The organism is Burkholderia sp. S-53 (assembly GCF_025560745.1).
GTDB lineage: Bacteria > Pseudomonadota > Gammaproteobacteria > Burkholderiales > Burkholderiaceae > Burkholderia > Burkholderia pyrrocinia.
The window spans coordinates 1,620,486-1,635,805 of record NZ_CP090483.1 but is presented as its reverse complement, the minus strand read 5'-3'; the positions used below and the strand labels follow the sequence as shown (position 1 = coordinate 1,635,805).

Annotated in this window: 16 protein-coding genes; 6 read left to right on the top strand and 10 right to left on the bottom strand. The window is 66.7% G+C overall.

What is annotated here, in order from left to right:
- Positions 1-6 precede the first annotated feature (6 nt).
- The 4 genes from LXM88_RS12540 to LXM88_RS12525 form a co-directional block, all read right to left on the bottom strand.
- Positions 7-360 (bottom strand): RidA family protein, encoded by a 354-nt coding sequence (locus LXM88_RS12540; RefSeq protein ID WP_262542596.1) that lies wholly within the window; start codon positions 358-360, stop codon positions 7-9.
- An 80-nt stretch (positions 361-440) separates the two neighbouring features.
- Positions 441-1,337, bottom strand: coding sequence for an alpha/beta fold hydrolase (locus LXM88_RS12535; protein ID WP_262542595.1), 897 nt, complete (start codon positions 1,335-1,337; stop codon positions 441-443).
- Positions 1,338-1,535: 198 nt separating this feature from the next.
- Positions 1,536-2,177 (bottom strand): CoA transferase subunit B, encoded by a 642-nt coding sequence (locus LXM88_RS12530; protein ID WP_262542594.1) that lies wholly within the window; start codon positions 2,175-2,177, stop codon positions 1,536-1,538.
- A 1-nt stretch (position 2,178) separates the two neighbouring features.
- Positions 2,179-2,883: a CoA transferase subunit A gene (locus LXM88_RS12525; protein WP_034184003.1), complete on the bottom strand. Its 705-nt coding sequence runs from the start codon at positions 2,881-2,883 to the stop codon at positions 2,179-2,181.
- Between the two features lie 223 nt (positions 2,884-3,106).
- Here LXM88_RS12525 and LXM88_RS12520 point away from each other — a divergent pair, with 223 nt between their 5' ends.
- Entirely contained in the window at positions 3,107-3,652 is a 546-nt protein-coding gene (locus LXM88_RS12520) for a PAS and helix-turn-helix domain-containing protein (RefSeq protein WP_262542593.1), read from the top strand.
- Positions 3,653-3,768: 116 nt separating this feature from the next.
- Here LXM88_RS12520 and LXM88_RS12515 read toward each other — a convergent pair whose 3' ends face one another.
- Positions 3,769-4,209 carry an acyl-CoA thioesterase gene (locus tag LXM88_RS12515; RefSeq protein ID WP_262542592.1) on the bottom strand — a complete coding sequence of 147 codons (441 nt, stop codon included), beginning with the start codon at positions 4,207-4,209 and terminating at the stop codon, positions 3,769-3,771.
- Positions 4,210-4,241: 32 nt separating this feature from the next.
- The gene (locus LXM88_RS12510; protein ID WP_047900499.1) at positions 4,242-5,024 is read right to left on the bottom strand and encodes an SDR family oxidoreductase; all 783 of its coding nucleotides are present in this window, start codon (positions 5,022-5,024) and stop codon (positions 4,242-4,244) included.
- 176 nt (positions 5,025-5,200) lie between these two features.
- On the opposite strand from LXM88_RS12510, the gene LXM88_RS12505 reads away from it, so the two are divergent.
- On the top strand, positions 5,201-6,874 hold the full coding sequence (locus LXM88_RS12505) for an electron transfer flavoprotein-ubiquinone oxidoreductase (RefSeq protein WP_262542590.1): 1,674 nt from the start codon (positions 5,201-5,203) through the stop codon (positions 6,872-6,874).
- A gap of 155 nt (positions 6,875-7,029) precedes the next feature.
- Here the strand turns inward: LXM88_RS12505 and aroC are convergent, their stop codons facing one another.
- From aroC to LXM88_RS12490, 3 genes are all read right to left on the bottom strand, one after another.
- Positions 7,030-8,130 carry a chorismate synthase gene (aroC, locus tag LXM88_RS12500; protein ID WP_262542589.1) on the bottom strand — a complete coding sequence of 367 codons (1,101 nt, stop codon included), beginning with the start codon at positions 8,128-8,130 and terminating at the stop codon, positions 7,030-7,032.
- Positions 8,131-8,365: 235 nt separating this feature from the next.
- Positions 8,366-10,300 (bottom strand): MFS transporter, encoded by a 1,935-nt coding sequence (locus LXM88_RS12495; protein ID WP_262542587.1) that lies wholly within the window; start codon positions 10,298-10,300, stop codon positions 8,366-8,368.
- A gap of 142 nt (positions 10,301-10,442) precedes the next feature.
- A complete protein-coding gene (locus LXM88_RS12490) occupies positions 10,443-10,898 on the bottom strand; it encodes a CBS domain-containing protein (protein WP_006488504.1) in 456 nt (151 codons plus the stop codon).
- A gap of 159 nt (positions 10,899-11,057) precedes the next feature.
- On the opposite strand from LXM88_RS12490, the gene LXM88_RS12485 reads away from it, so the two are divergent.
- Positions 11,058-11,375, top strand: coding sequence for an Mpo1-like protein (locus LXM88_RS12485; RefSeq protein WP_096470759.1), 318 nt, complete (start codon positions 11,058-11,060; stop codon positions 11,373-11,375).
- 16 nt (positions 11,376-11,391) lie between these two features.
- Here the strand turns inward: LXM88_RS12485 and LXM88_RS12480 are convergent, their stop codons facing one another.
- Positions 11,392-12,723: a YihY family inner membrane protein gene (locus tag LXM88_RS12480; protein ID WP_262542582.1), complete on the bottom strand. Its 1,332-nt coding sequence runs from the start codon at positions 12,721-12,723 to the stop codon at positions 11,392-11,394.
- Between the two features lie 144 nt (positions 12,724-12,867).
- Between LXM88_RS12480 and wrbA the strand changes: the two genes are divergently transcribed.
- The 3 genes from wrbA to LXM88_RS12465 are packed head-to-tail and all read left to right on the top strand — an operon-like array spanning position 12,868 to position 15,317.
- Positions 12,868-13,488, top strand: coding sequence for an NAD(P)H:quinone oxidoreductase (wrbA, locus tag LXM88_RS12475; RefSeq protein ID WP_262542581.1), 621 nt, complete (start codon positions 12,868-12,870; stop codon positions 13,486-13,488).
- Positions 13,485-13,877: a DUF2069 domain-containing protein gene (locus LXM88_RS12470; protein WP_262542580.1), complete on the top strand. Its 393-nt coding sequence runs from the start codon at positions 13,485-13,487 to the stop codon at positions 13,875-13,877. The genes wrbA and LXM88_RS12470 overlap by 4 nt, the downstream gene beginning before the upstream one ends.
- Positions 13,878-13,895: 18 nt before the next feature.
- Positions 13,896-15,317 carry an FAD-binding oxidoreductase gene (locus tag LXM88_RS12465; RefSeq protein WP_262542579.1) on the top strand — a complete coding sequence of 474 codons (1,422 nt, stop codon included), beginning with the start codon at positions 13,896-13,898 and terminating at the stop codon, positions 15,315-15,317.
- The last annotated feature ends 3 nt before the right edge of the window (positions 15,318-15,320 follow it).

Genomic DNA, 15,320 nt, shown 5'->3' with positions numbered 1-15,320 from the left:
CCCCGCTCAGCTCCGCTGCGCGGCGACGACCACGATCTCGACGAGCAGCGCCGGATCCGCGAGCTTCGCCTCGACGGTGGCGCGCGGCGGCGTATTGCCCTGCGCGACCCACGCGTCCCACTCCGCGTTCATGCCTTCGAAGTTCGCCAGGTCCGAGATGTAGATCTGCACCGACAGCAGATGCGCCTTGTCGCTGTTCGCTTCGGCGAGCAGGCGGTCGATGTGGCCGAGCACTTCGCGCGTCTGGCCCTGGATGTCCTGGGTGGTGTCTTCGGCGATCTGGCCTGCCAGATACACGGTACCGTTGTGGATCGCGGTTTCGGAGAGACGGGCCCCGACGTGGTGACGAATGACTGCCATGGAATGTTCCGGTCGTGAGTGGATGAAGAATCGGACGACGACACGGCCCGCGTGCCGCCGAACCGCATATTATGACGCGTTTATGCGTCGCCTTCGACGAAAAACCGCCGCGCGAGCGCAATCTGGTCGGCGCTGATGAACGCCGGCGCGTGGCCCGCACCCGGAATCTCGGCCTGCGTCACATGCCGGCCACGACGCATCATGTCGGCCACCGTCTCGCGCGACAGCAGGTCGGACGTCTCGCCGCGCACGACGAGCAGCGACGCGCCCGTCGCCTCGATGGCGTGCCACAGCGCGGCCTCGCCGAGCGCGGCCAGTTCGGGCGTCGTCGCCCTGAACGGCTCCGCGATGCGCGGATCGTAGCGCATCGTCCAGCCACCTTCGGGCAGCTCGCGCAGCAGCGGCCCGTTGATATCGCGCCACTCGTCGGCGGTCAGCGCGCCGAACGGCAGCGACAGCGACGTCAGATAGTCGATACCTTCCTGCCTGGTTGCGAAGCGCGGCTGCACGCCGAGATACTCGCCGATGCGCGTCAGCGAATCAGGCTCGATGCGCGGGCCGACGTCGTTGACGATCATCCGGCGCAGCGGCGAACCGGGCAGCCCCGCGAGCGCCATGCCGATCAGGCCGCCCATCGACGTGCCGAACCAGTCGACCGATTCGACGTCGAGCCGTGCGATCAGCGTCACCATGTCGGCCACGTATTGCGGAATCGCGTAGAGCCGCGGATCGGCAAGCCAGTCCGACCGGCCGCGCCCGACGACATCGGGGCAAACGACGCGATACGTATCGGACAGCGCGGCAGCGAGCCGATCGAAATCGCGCCCGGAACGGGTCAGGCCATGCACGCAAACCAGCACGCGCGGGTTGGCGGGATCGCCCCACTCGGTATAGGCAATGTGATGAAGGCCGGCAGCGCTCGCACACTGCACGCGCCGCTGGCGCGGAACCACGGGATTCGCTGGGGTCGTTGGCATCGTTGGCATCCTGTCGAACGGGGGCGACGCGCGGGGCAACGCCTGCGACGCCCGATGCAAACGATTGTAAACCGCTTCCGTCATGCGGGTCGGCTCACCGGGCGCCGAACACGCGGCCCGATCGCCGTCGATGACAAACGCCCCGCATGCCGTCGTCCGGCATGCGGGGCGCCGAAACCGCGCCTGCGCGCGGCGAACTTATGCGACTGCGCTGACGTCGAGCGGCGCGCCCGTCTTCGCCTGGATCTCGTCGACGCCCACGCCGTCGGCGAGCTCTAGAACCTTCAGCCCGGCCGGCGTCACTTCGATCACGCCGAGATCGGTGATGATCAGGTCGACCACGCCGACACCCGTCAACGGCAGGTTGCACTCGTCGAGAATCTTGTGCTGGTCGCCCTTCGCGACGTGCTCCATCAGCACGACGACGCGCTTCACGCCGGCGACGAGGTCCATCGCACCGCCCATGCCCTTGATCATCTTGCCGGGGATCATCCAGTTCGCGAGGTCGCCCTGCTTGCTGACCTGCATCGCACCGAGGATCGCGAGGTTGATGTGACCGCCGCGGATCATCGCGAACGAGTCGGCCGACGAGAAGATCGACGAGCCCGGCAGCGTCGTGACGGTCTGCTTGCCTGCGTTGATGAGATCGGCGTCGACTTCGTCCTCCGTCGGCGACGGGCCGATGCCGAGCAGGCCGTTCTCCGACTGCAGCCACACCTCGACACCCTCCGGCACGTGGTTTGCGACGAGCGTCGGCAAGCCGATGCCGAGGTTCACGTAGAAGCCGTCCTGCAGTTCCTTCGCCGCGCGCGCGGCCATCTGGTCACGATTCCAGGCCATGTCAGTCTCCTTTCGCGCGTACGACGCGTTGTTCGATGCGTTTTTCCGGCGTCGCGTTCAGCACGATGCGCTGCACGAAAATCCCCGGCGTATGGACCTGGTCCGGATCGAGCGTGCCGTTCTCGACGATCTCCTCGACCTCGACCACGGTGATCTTGCCGGCCATCGCGCACATCGGGTTGAAGTTGCGCGCGGTGCGGCGATAGATCAGGTTGCCGGACTTGTCGGCCTTCCACGCCTTCACGAGCGCGACATCGGCCGTCAGCGACGGCTCGAGCACGTAGTGGCGATCGCCGAACTGGCGCGTTTCCTTGCCTTCCGCGATCACGGTACCGTAGCCGGTGTTCGTGAAGAACGCGGGGATGCCCGCGCCGCCCGCGCGCAGCTTTTCGGCCAGCGTGCCTTGCGGCGTGAATTCGAGCTCGAGTTCCCCGGCCAGGTACTGGCGCTCGAACTCCTTGTTCTCGCCGACGTACGACGAGATCATCTTCTTGATCTGGCGCGTTTCCAGCAACAGGCCGAGACCGAAACCGTCGACGCCTGCGTTGTTGCTGATGCACGTGATGCCCTTGACGCCCGAATCGCGCAACGCCGCGATCAGTGCCTCCGGAATCCCGCACAGGCCGAAGCCGCCCACCGCGAAGGTCTGTCCGTCGCGGACGATCCCTTCCAGCGCGGCAGCCGCGCTTGGATAGACTTTGTTCATCTGTTGTCCCTTCCTTTATGGAAACCAGCAAAACCGGTTCACGCGCCCCGATGGGCCGCAAGCCCGCCGCATCATTCTATGCATGCGCGGCGATACCTGCGTCGAGGCGCGCTGTTTTTATGTCGCGGCAAACCGTCGCGAGATGCCTGAAAGGGTACGATGCGGCGCGGATGCGGCACAATACGCAAAAATACATAAGCGTTTGCCTCCGGTTGCCTGCGCCATGACCGCTCTCGATTACCAGACTGCCTTCCACCTCGCGCCGCTCGGCCTCGTGATGTCGCGCGACCGCGTAATCGAGGACTGCAACGACGCGCTCGCGTCGATCTTCCGCTGCGCGCGGGCCGACCTGATCGGGAAATCGTACGAGGTGCTCTACCCGTCGACGGACGAATTCCAGCGAATCGGCGAGCGCATCGCGCGCGTAATGGCCGCGAACGGCATCTATTCGGATGACAGAATCATGAAACGGGCCGACGGCGAGCTGTTCTGGTGCCACGTGACGGGCCGCGCGCTCGACCGCACCGCGCCGCTCTCCGCCGGCGTCTGGACCTTCGAGGATTTGAGCGCGACGCGCCGCGTCGCCGTCGAGCTGACCCCGCGCGAGCGCGAGATCGCCGCGCAACTCGCGACCGGCAAGACCAGCAAGCAGATCGGGCGCGTGCTCGACATCAGTTCGCGCACGGTCGACATCTACCGCGCACGGCTGATGCGCAAGTACGGGACGAACAACACGCCGGAGCTGCTGCAGCGCCTGCTCGGGCAGTGAACGGGCAGCAAATGGCAGCGCCCGGATGACAATCGGCCGCACATGGCGGCCGATTCGGGTGACAACGGGCATGGCGACTCACCGGCGCGCCGGCGCCGGCCTCGCCGTATCGGCGCTCAGCCGATTTTCGTCTCGAGCGCGCGCTCGATCGTGTCGCGCAACAGTTGCGGCAGCGGCACCGACTTGCCGAGCGCATAGTCGACCCATACGCACCGCGCGTTGCCGCGCGCATAGACGTGCTGCGGATCGTCCGCACGCGTGAGTTCGAAACCGGTGTCGAAACTGCTTCGGCCGGGTTTCGCGGCCGACATCTTTGCGATCACGTCGCCCGGATAATGCAGTTGCTTGAGGAATTCCATCGACGCCGTGACGATGACGGGCCCCTGCCCCTCGCCGTTGCCGCCGGCGATGCCGAGTTCCTCGAACCACGAGATCCGCGCCTGCTCCATGTAGCGGAAATAGACCGTGTTGTTCACGTGGCCGAACGCGTCCATGTCGCCCCAGCGGATCGGCATCGACATCTCAAAAACGGGTGAGTAATCGCTTGTTGCGCTCATTGCAGTCTTCTTTGTTGCGGTATGTCGTCCGCTCAGGCGAGGCCGAAGCCGTCGTCGGCGGAGATAATCGAGCCATTGATGAACTGCGACTCGTCGGCCGCGAGCAGCAACAACAGCCCGTCGAGATCCTGCGGCTTGCCGACGCGCCGGCGCGGCAGCATCGACTGCAGCTTCTGGCCCTGCTCGGTTTCCCACAGGTAATGATTGATTTCGGTATCGATATAGCCCGGACAGATCGCGTTGACGTTGATCCCGTGGCGCCCCCATTCGAGCGCCATCGCGCGCGTCATCTGCACGACCGCGGCCTTGCTCATCGCGTACAGCCCGATCTGCGGAAACACGCGCAGGCCGGCCACCGATGCGATGTTGATGATCCGGCACGGCGGCTTGCCGTTACCGCTGCCGTTCGCGCGCATGATCATCCGCTTCGCGACTTCCTGCGCGACGAAAAACGCGCCGCGCGTGTTGGTATCGAACACGAATTCGAAATCGGCCGGCGTCACGTCGACGAGCTTCTGCATCGTCGACACGCCCGAATTGTTCACGAGGATGTCGATCGTGCCGGCTTCCGTCTCCGCATGCGCGACCGCCGCCTTGATGCTCTGGACGTCGGTGACGTCGAGCGACACCACGTGCGCGGCGCCCCCCTCCGCCTCGATCTCCGCGCGCAGTTCCTTCAGGCGCTCGACGCGGCGGCTCGCGAGCACGACCTTCGCGCCGGCCTGCGACAGCACCTGCGCGAAGCGTTGCCCAAGACCGCTCGACGCGCCCGTCACCAGTGCAACCTTGCCTTCCAGATTGATCGACCGACCCATTGCACACCCCTTTCGATGTCGTTTCGCCGCCCCGGACAGCGCAGCCCGTGCGGCATAACCCTAGCATAAAAATAGAACGATCGTGCCAATCTAGACACCTGCTGTTGCGGCAAGCGTTTCGTTTCGCAGACAATACGCTCCCGAATAAAAGCATTCTAACGGTTAGAGGAACGCCAATGACCCCCGCAAGCCTCATCGAGCAATACGGCCCGCGCGAATCGATGGAATACGACGTCGTGATCGTCGGCGGCGGCCCCGCCGGGCTGTCGGCGGCGATCCGGCTCAAGCAGCTGGCCGCCGAGAAAGGCACCGAGATCGGCGTGTGCGTGCTCGAGAAGGGTTCCGAGATCGGCGCGCACATCCTGTCGGGTGCGGTGATGGACCCGCGCGCGATCACCGAGCTGTTCCCCGACTGGAAGGAACAGGGCGCGCCGCTGACCGTCGAGGTGACGGAAGACCGCTTCCTGTTCCTGTCCGAGAAGAGCGCGGTGACGACGCCGAACTGGGCGCTGCCCGAGAACTTCAAGAACCACGGCAACTACGTGATCTCGCTGGGCAACGTCACGCGCTGGCTCGGCACGCAGGCAGAAGCGTTGGGCGTCGAGATCTTCCCGGGCTTCCCGGCCGCCGAGATCCTGTATAACGACGACGGCTCCGTGAAGGGCGTCGCGACCGGCAACATGGGCGTGGGCAAGGACGGCGAGCCGACCGAGAACTTCCAGCTCGGCATGGAACTGCACGCGAAGTACACGCTGTTCGCCGAAGGCTGCCGCGGCCACCTCGGCCGCCAGCTGATCTCGAAGTTCAAGCTTGACGCGAACGCTGATCCGCAGGCGTACGGGATCGGCATCAAGGAACTGTGGGAAATCGATCCGGCGAAGCACAAGCCGGGCCTCGTGATCCACACGGCCGGCTGGCCGCTGAAGTCGGATACCTACGGCGGCTCGTTCCTGTATCACATGGACAACAACCAGGTCGTGGTCGGCTTCGTGGTCGGCCTCGGCTACACGAACCCGTACCTGTCGCCGTTCGAGGAATTCCAGCGCTACAAGACGCATCCGTCGATCCGCGCATTCCTCGAAGGCGGCAAGCGCGTGTCGTACGGCGCGCGCGCGATCACCGCGGGCGGGCTGCTGTCGCTGCCGAAGACGGTGTTCCCGGGCGGCGCGCTGATCGGCGACGACGCGGGTTTCCTGAACGCATCGCGAATCAAGGGCAGCCACGCGGCAATCAAGACCGGGATGCTGGCGGCCGACGCCGCGTTCGACGCGGTGCAGGCCGGCCGCCAGAGCGACGAGCTCAACGCGTACCCGGACGCGTTCAAGCAATCGTGGCTGTACACGGAGCTGTACCGCGCGCGCAACTTCAAGCAGTGGATGGCCAAGGGGCTGTATCTCGGCACGCTGATGGTCGGACTCGAACAGAAGGTGATGGGCGGCAACGTGCCGTGGACGCTGCATCACCAGCATGCCGATCATGAAATGCTGAAGCCGGCGTCGCAGTGCGAGCCGATCGAGTATCCGAAGCCGGACGGCAAGCTGACGTTCGACCGGCTGTCGTCGGTGTTCATCTCGAACACGAACCACGAGGAGAACCAGCCGGCGCACCTGACGCTGAAGGATGCGAGCGTGCCGGTGAACGTAAACCTGCGCACGTACGCGGGGCCGGAGGCGCGGTTCTGCCCGGCGGCGGTGTACGAGTTCATGAAGAACGACGACGGCAGCGACCGGCTGGTGATCAACGCGCAGAACTGCGTGCACTGCAAGACCTGCGACATCAAGGACCCGACGCAGAACATCGTGTGGGTCACGCCGGAAGGCGGCGGCGGGCCGAATTACCCGAACATGTAACCTGCCGGAACGCGCCGCCACGAGCGGCGCGCTTTTTTTGGCGGGCCGCGCTGCAATCGGTTGCAAACGAAACGGGGCGCTGCATCACGCAGCGCCCCGTTTGCATTCATCGCTCGACGATCGAGACGAGGCGCACAGCGCCCCGCCCGCTTGCGTCAGGTCGCGCTGCCCGCGATCTTCGGCGTCGGCGTCTCGACGTCGCCGCACTGCGCGCGATGGCGCAGTGCATGATCGATCAGCACCAGTGCAAGCATCGACTCGGCGATCGGCGTGGCACGAATGCCGACGCACGGATCGTGGCGGCCGAAGGTTTCCACCGTAGCCCCGTCGCCGGCCTTCGTGATCGAACGACGCGGCGTGCGGATGCTCGACGTCGGCTTGATCGCGATCGACACGGTGATGTCCTGCCCCGTCGAAATCCCGCCGAGCACGCCGCCCGCATGGTTGCCGACGAAACCGCCCGGCGTCAGCTCGTCGCCGTGCACCGAGCCGCGTTGCGCGACGCTGTCGAAGCCCGCGCCGATCTCGACGCCCTTCACCGCGTTGATGCTCATCATCGCCTTCGCGATGTCCGCATCGAGACGGTCGAACACGGGTTCGCCCCAACCGACCGGCACCCCCGACGCGACGACATCGATGCGTGCGCCGATCGAATCACCGTCCTTGCGCAGCGCATCCATGTAGGCCTCGAGCTCCGGAACGACCGCTGCGTTCGGCGAGAAGAACGGATTCTCGCGCACATGCGACCAGTCGACGAACGGCACGTCGATCTCGCCGAGGCTGCTCATGTAGCCACGCACCTCGACGCCGAAGCGCTCGCGCAGCCACTTCTTCGCGACCGCGCCCGCGCCGACGATCGGCGCGGTCAGACGCGCGGACGAGCGGCCGCCGCCGCGATAGTCGCGGATGCCGTACTTCTGCCAGTAGGTGTAATCGGCATGGCCGGGACGGAACGTCTCGACGATGTTGCCGTAGTCCTTGCTGCGCTGGTCGGTATTGCGGATCAGCAGCGCGATCGGCGTGCCGGTCGTCACGCCTTCGAACACGCCCGACAGGATCTCGACCTCGTCGGCCTCCTGCCGTTGCGTCACGTGCCGCGACGTGCCGGGCTTGCGGCGATCCAGCTCGAACTGGATGTCGGCTTCGGTCAGCCCCATCCCCGGCGGGCAGCCGTCGATCACGCAGCCGATCGCGGGACCGTGCGATTCGCCGAAGGTCGTGACAGTGAAAAGCGTGCCGAGGGTATTGCCGGACATGATGGAACCGCCCAAAGAGAAATGGGCAAACCGATGCGCTGCCGGGGCCGCAGGCAGTTCGATCGTTTGCCGGTCGAGAAAAAGAGGTAAACCGCTATTATGCCAGCCGTCCCGGGCCGGCGGGCCGCATGAAACGCCGGCCGGGCGCGCGGTACGCGCATGCGCGCCCCGGATGGTGCGGCCGGAAGCCCGTTCCGGCCGACTTGCAGCCGAATGCCTGCCCGCGGGCGCCCGCCTACTTCCGCGCGCCGCGCAGTTCGGTCACCGCGGCCTGCAGCGACTCGGGCGTTGCGACCGACGCCGGGACCGGCTCGCCGACCGCCAGCGTCAGCCGGCTCATCACGCCGCGCTTGATGGGCCGCGGCATCCGCGCATCGGAATGCCGCGAGAAATAGCTGCCCCAAAGCCCGCGCAGCGCCATCGGAATCACCGGCGCCGGCGTGCGGCCCAGGATCTCGGTGATGCCGTGATGGAACGTATTGATGTCGCCCGTCTTCGTCAGCTTGCCCTCGGGGAAGATGCACACGAGTTCGCCTTCTTTCAGCGCGGCCTCGCACGCGTCGTACGCGCGCGCGAGCATCTCGGGATCCTCGTGGCGCGGCGCGATCGGGATCGCCTTCGCATGCCGGAACACCCAGCTCGCGAAGCGCGTCTTGAAGATCCGGTGATCCATCACGAAACGGATCGGGCGCGGGCTCGCGGCGGCCAGCACGAGCGCATCGACGTAGCTGACATGGTTGCAGACAAGCACGGCCGCCCCCTCCGCCGGGATCCGCTCAGCGTGCACGAGGCGAATCCGGTAGAACGTATGCACGAGCACCCACGCGACGAAACGCAGCAGGAACTCGGGCACGAGCAGGTAGATATACGTCGCGACGATGACGTTCAGCAGCGCGGTGGCGAGGAACAGGCCCGGGATGTCGACACCGGCCTTGGTCAGCCCCATCGCCATCACGGCCGACAGGATCATGAACAGCGCGTTCAGGATATTGTTCGCGGCGATGATCCGCGCGCGGTGCGTCGGCGCGCTGCGGCTCTGGATCAGCGCATACAGCGGCACGCTGTAGAAGCCGCCGAACATCGCGAGCAGGAACAGGTCGGCGAGGATACGCCAGTGGCGCGCACCGGCCAGGAATTCGCCGACCGACAGCAGGTGGCCGGGCGACGGCAGCGCGTGGCTCGCGAAATACAGCTCGATCGCGAACACGCTGATGCCGATCGAGCCGAGCGGCACGAGGCCGATCTCGACGCGCCGCTGCGACAGGCGTTCGCACAGCAGCGAGCCGAGACCGATGCCGACCGAGAAGGTCGCGAGCAGGATCGTGACGACGTCGGGGCTCGCGGACAGCACGTCCTTCGCGAAATTGAAGAACGACGTGAGGAACGTCGCGCCGACGAACCACAGCCACGAGATGCCGAGCAGGCTCAGGAACACGGTGCGGTTCTGCCGCGCGAGCCCGAGGTTGCGCCAGGTCTCGCTGAACGGATTCCAGTTGATCACGAGATCGGGCTGCGGCGCCGGCGTGGACGGCACGCGCTGCGAGACGAGCCGCCCCGCGATCGCGATGACGACGACGCTCACCGCGAGCACGCGCTCGCCGCTGCCTTCGATACCCGCGGCCGCGCCGCCGATGATCGTGCCGATCAGGATCGCGATGAACGTGCCCATCTCGACGAGACCGTTGCCGCCGACCAGTTCGTGCTCGCCGAGATGCTGCGGCAGGTACGAATACTTGACGGGCCCGAACAGCGTCGAGTGCATCCCCATCATGAACGTGCACAGATACAGCAGGGTCGCGCTGTGCGTGACGAAGCCGGCCGCTCCGACCAGCATCAGCACGATCTCGAAGGTCTTCACGAAGCGCGTGAGCGTCGCCTTGTCGTACTTGTCGGCGATCTGGCCGGACGTCGCCGAAAACAGCACGAACGGCAGGATGAAGATCGCGGAAATCAGGAACGCGGCCGTCTTCGCGTCGACGCCCGAGAACCGCGCGGTGTGATAGGTGACGAGCGACGTGAAGCCGATCTTGAAGACGTTGTCGTTCAGCGCGCCGAGGAACTGGGTCGTGAAGAACGGTGCGAAACGGCGCTCGCGCAACAGGTCGAACTGCGACGCGTGGGCGCGCCGTTCGTCGCGCTGCCCCGATGTGGCTTGCGTTTGATCGCTCATGCGGAATACGCGCGCGTCGTCTTGGCGAAGCTGCGCGGGCCTTGTTGTGTTGTCGTTGAAAAAACGGCGGCGCAGGACGAACCTGCGCCGCCGCGCGCCGGATGGCGACGCCCGCGCGTCAGGGCGCCGGGCGCGGTGTGGTTCACGGCTTGTGCGCTTCGGCTTCCGATTCCGGCCAGTCGCGGATGTACGCCTTCAACATCCGGTTCTCGAAGCTCTGTGCCTCGACGACCGTCTTCGCGACGTCGTAGAACGAAATGACGCCCATCAGCACCTTCTTGTCGAGCACGGGCATGTAGCGCGCGTGGCGCTCGAGCATCATCCGGCGCACTTCGTTGACGTCCGTTTCCGGCGTGCACGTGAGCGGCTCGTCCATCACCTTGCGCACCTGCACGTCGCCGATCGCGCCGCCGTTGACGTGCAGGCGCAGGATGATCTCGCGGAACGTCAGCATCCCGACGAGATCGCCATACTCCATCACGACGAGCGAACCGATGTCGTGCTCGGCCATCGTATCGACCGCTTCGCGCAGCGGTTTATCGGGCGTCACCGTAAACAGCGTGTTGCCCTTCACTTTCAGAATATCGCTGACGCGCATCGTAGTCCCCTCATGCTTGAATGCAAAACCTCTTTCGATCCTATCGGAAAGCCTGTCAAAAGGAAAGCGCAGGCCGGCGCGGCTGGCCGCCCCCCCGCTTGCGGACACCGGCCGCCGGCCGCACAATGGCCCCATGAACAGCGGCCCGAGGAGACGGCCATGGCGCATACGCATTCGGAGCAATTCGCCAGCTTCGCTGATTTCTACCCGTATTACCTGAACGAACACCAGAACCTGACGTCGCGGCGGCTGCACTTCATCGGCTCGCTCGGCGTGATCGGCTGCGTCGCGATGGCGATCGCGACAGGCAACTGGCTGTGGCTGCCGGCGGCTGTCGTCTGCGGCTACGGGTTCGCGTGGGTCGGACACTTCTTCTTCGAGAAGAATCGCCCGGCCACGTTCCGGCATCCGATCTACAGCCTGATGGGCGACTGGGTGATGTTCAAGGACATCTGCACCGGCAAGATTCCGCTGTAGCCGCCGGGCGCCGCATTCACGCGGGCCGCGGCGGCCGCGCGTGCGGGTCGGGCACGCCGTCCGGCGCCTGCCCCGGGATACCCGTCGGCTGTGCGCCCGCGAGCCGGTGCGCGGCGATCAGCGACTCGAGCGACACGTCGAACCGCTCGTTCGACAGCACCTCGAGCAGCGCCGCGCCGTCGACATGGCTGCGCCGCCGCTGCAACTGGTAGGTCAGCTCCGTGCGGTCGATCACCAGCACGTCGAACAGTTGCGCGAGCGTCAGTTGCTCCGGGTTCGCGAGCAGGACGTAGCGCGGCGCGGCATCGCCGCCGGCGTCCAGCCTCGCAATCCATTCCCGCTCCTCCATCGTCGTCAGCAACCGCAGCGCGGTTTCCATGTCGCACCGCAGCATGGTCGCGAGCCGCAGCGCCGCGTACCCGGGCTTGCCCGCCGCACGTGCCTCGGCAAGCCGCGCGAGCAGTTCGAGCGCATCGAGCAGGTCGCTGCCCGGATAGTGGATGCGATGGAACTGACCGACGCGGATCGCCGGCAGCGCGGACGCCACCATCGCACCGAGCAGCGCGACGAACCAGCTGAGGTACACCCATAGCAGGAACACCGGCAGCGCCGCGAACGCGCCGTAGACGGCCGTATAGGTCGGAATGCGACGCACGTAGTAGCCGAACCCGCGTTTCGCGAACTCGAACGCGATGGCCGCGAACAGCCCGCCGATCACCGCGTCGCGCCAGGCGACCGTGCAGTTCGGCAGGTACACGTACAGCAGCGTGAACGCGAGCACCGTCAGCGGCAGCGACGCGAGCGCGAGCAGCCACTCGACGATCGACGTGGACGGCCCCGCGCCGGTGAACGCGAGCGACTGCGTGAACAGATACGACGAGATCGACAGGCTCACGCCGAACAGCAAGGGCCCAAGCGTGATCAGCGCCCAGTACGCGAGCACGCGCTGTGCGAACGGCCGTGGCTTGCGCACCCGCCAGATCAGGTTGAAGGCCGATTCGATCGTCATCATCGTCATCACCGACGTGACGACGAGCACGATCAGGCCGGCCGTCGTCAGCCCCTTGGCCTTCGACGCGAACTGGTTCAGGTACTTGAAGATCTGGACGTTGAACTGCGCGGGCATCAGGTGATCCGCGAGGAACCCCTGCAGCGAGATCTGGAACGACGCGAACATCGGGAACGCGGTGAACAGCGCGAACGCGACCGTCACGAGCGGCACGAGCGCCAGCATCGTCGTGAAGGTCAGACTGCCCGCCACTTGCGGGATGCGATCCTCGGCGCTGCGCCGGGCCGCGAACTGCGCGAGGCGCTTGAGGGTGTCGAGATCGACGCTCAACTTCGGCAAACGGCTTCTCCTTCTTGATGCTGCACGCCTCTCGGCGCGCCGCCGCCGCGCTGCGCGACGGCTTCAGCCCCTATAATAGCCGCTCGATCCAGCAGGGGCCGACTGCACCGGGCACGCGCGCGGCCGCACGCGGCTCCGTAGCCCATGAAAGACATCCTCGTCCTCTATTACAGCCGCCACGGCGCCACGCGCGATCTCGCGCTCGCCATCGCCAACGGCATCGACAGCGTGCCGGGCATGCAGGCACGCATCCGCACCGTGCCGCCCGTGTCGGCAGTCTGCGAAGCCACTGCCCCCGACATCCCCGCCGACGGTCCGCCCTATGCGGAACTGCGCGACCTCGAGGAATGCGCGGGCCTCGCGCTCGGCTCGCCGACCCGTTTCGGCAACATGGCCGCGTCGCTCAAGTATTTCCTCGACGGCACGACGCCGCAATGGCTGTCGGGCGCGCTGACCGGCAAGCCGGCGAGCGTGTTCACGTCGACGGGCAGCCTGCACGGCGGCCAGGAATCGACGCTGCTGTCGATGATGCTGCCGCTGCTGCATCACGGGATGATGATCGTCGGCATCCCGTACACCGAATCCGCGCTCAGCACGACGCGCACTGGCGGCACGCCGTACGGCGCGTCGCATGTCTCGCAGCACGATCGCGCCGCGCCCGGCGGACTGTCGGCGGACGAAAAGGCGCTCGCGGCCGCGCTCGGCGTGCGGCTCGCACGCGCGGCGGCCGCCCTTTCCAACGCCCAGGCGGCCGAAGCCGCATGAACGCGCCCGCCCGCCCCGCCGTCGCGGCCCGGCCGCGCTGCGCGCTGGCCGCCGCCGCGTGCCTCGTCGCGCTGATCGCGCTGTCGCTCGCGTGGGAGCTGTGGCTCGCGCCGTTGCGCCCGGGCGGCTCCGCGCTGATGCTGAAGGCCGTACCGCTCGCGCTCGCGCTGCCCGGCGTCTGGCGGCGTAACATCTATACGATGCAGTGGGCGAGCATGCTGATTCTCGTCTATTTCGCCGAAGGCATCGTGCGCGGCATGTCCGATCGCGGCTTGTCCGCGACGCTCGGCTGGTGCGAGACCGCGCTTGCCGTCGGCTTCTTCGTGGCGGCGCTGGCGTACGTCGCGCCGTTCAAGCGCGCGGCAAAAAAGTCGCGCGCCGCGTCCTGACCCTTACGCGACAAGGTGATGATGTCCTCCGAAGCTTTCGTTTCAGCGTGCCGCGACGCGATCGGCGCCGACCACGTGCTGACCGACCCGCACGATACCGAACCGTTCCTGACCGACTGGCGCCGCCGCTACAAGGGTGCCGCGTGCGCGGTGCTGAAACCCGCGAACACGGCCGAAGTCGCCGCACTCGTCAAGCTGGCCAACGCGCACGGCATCGCGCTCGTACCGCAAGGCGGCAACACGGGCCTCGCGGGCGGCGCGACGCCCGATGCGAGCGGCAGCCAGGCCGTGCTGAGCGTCGCGCGACTGAACTGCGTGCGCGCGCTCGATCCGCACAACAACACGATCACCGTCGAAGCCGGCGTGATCCTCGCCGACGTGCAGGCACGCGCGCGCGACGGCGGCCGGCTGTTCGCGCTGAGCCTCGCGGCGGAAGGCAGTTGCACGATCGGCGGCAACCTGTCGACCAATGCGGGCGGTACCGCGGTGCTGCGCTACGGCAACGCGCGCGAGCTGTGCCTCGGGCTCGAGGTCGTGACGCCGCAGGGCGAGATCTGGGACGGGCTGCGCGGGCTGCGCAAGGACAACACCGGCTACGACCTGCGCGACCTGTTCATCGGCGCGGAAGGCACGCTCGGGATCATCACCGCTGCCGTGATGAAGCTGCATCCGCTGCCGGCCGCACAGGTCACGGCACTGGCCGCGCTCGAATCGCCGCACGCGGCGCTCTACTTCCTCGCGCTCGCGCAGCGCGCGGCCGGGCCGCTGCTGACCGGCTTCGAGCTGATGTCGGATTTCTGCATGCAGCTGGTCGGCAAGCACTACCCGCAACTGCGCTACCCGTTCACGCAGACGCATGCGCAGACGGTGCTGCTCGAACTGTCCGACAACGAAAGCGAAGCGCATGCGCGCGCGCTGTTCGAGAAGCTGATGGAAGAAGCGTTCGAGGCCGGGCTCGTGGTCGACGCGGTGGTCGCGGAGAATCTCGCGCAGTCGCGCGCGTTCTGGGACCTGCGCGAGCACATCCCGCTCGCCCAGGCCGACGAGGGGCTCAACATCAAGCACGACATCGCGGTGCCGATCTCGTCGGTCGCGCGGTTCATCGACGAGACCGACGCGGCGATCCAGCAGGCCGCGCCGGGTGCGCGGATGGTCACGTTCGGCCACCTCGGCGACGGCAACCTCCACTACAACGTGCAGATGCCCGAAGGCGGCGATCCGAAGGCGTTCCTCGCCGCATTCCAGGCGCCGATCAACCGGATCGTCTACGACAACGTGCATCGTCACCACGGTACGATCAGCGCGGAACACGGTATCGGCCAGTTGAAGATCGACGACGCGCAGCGCTACAAGTCGCCGGTCGAAACGACGCTGATGCGCACGCTGAAGACCGCGCTCGACCCGCGCGGCCTGATGAATCCCGGCAAGGTCCTGCGCTGAAGC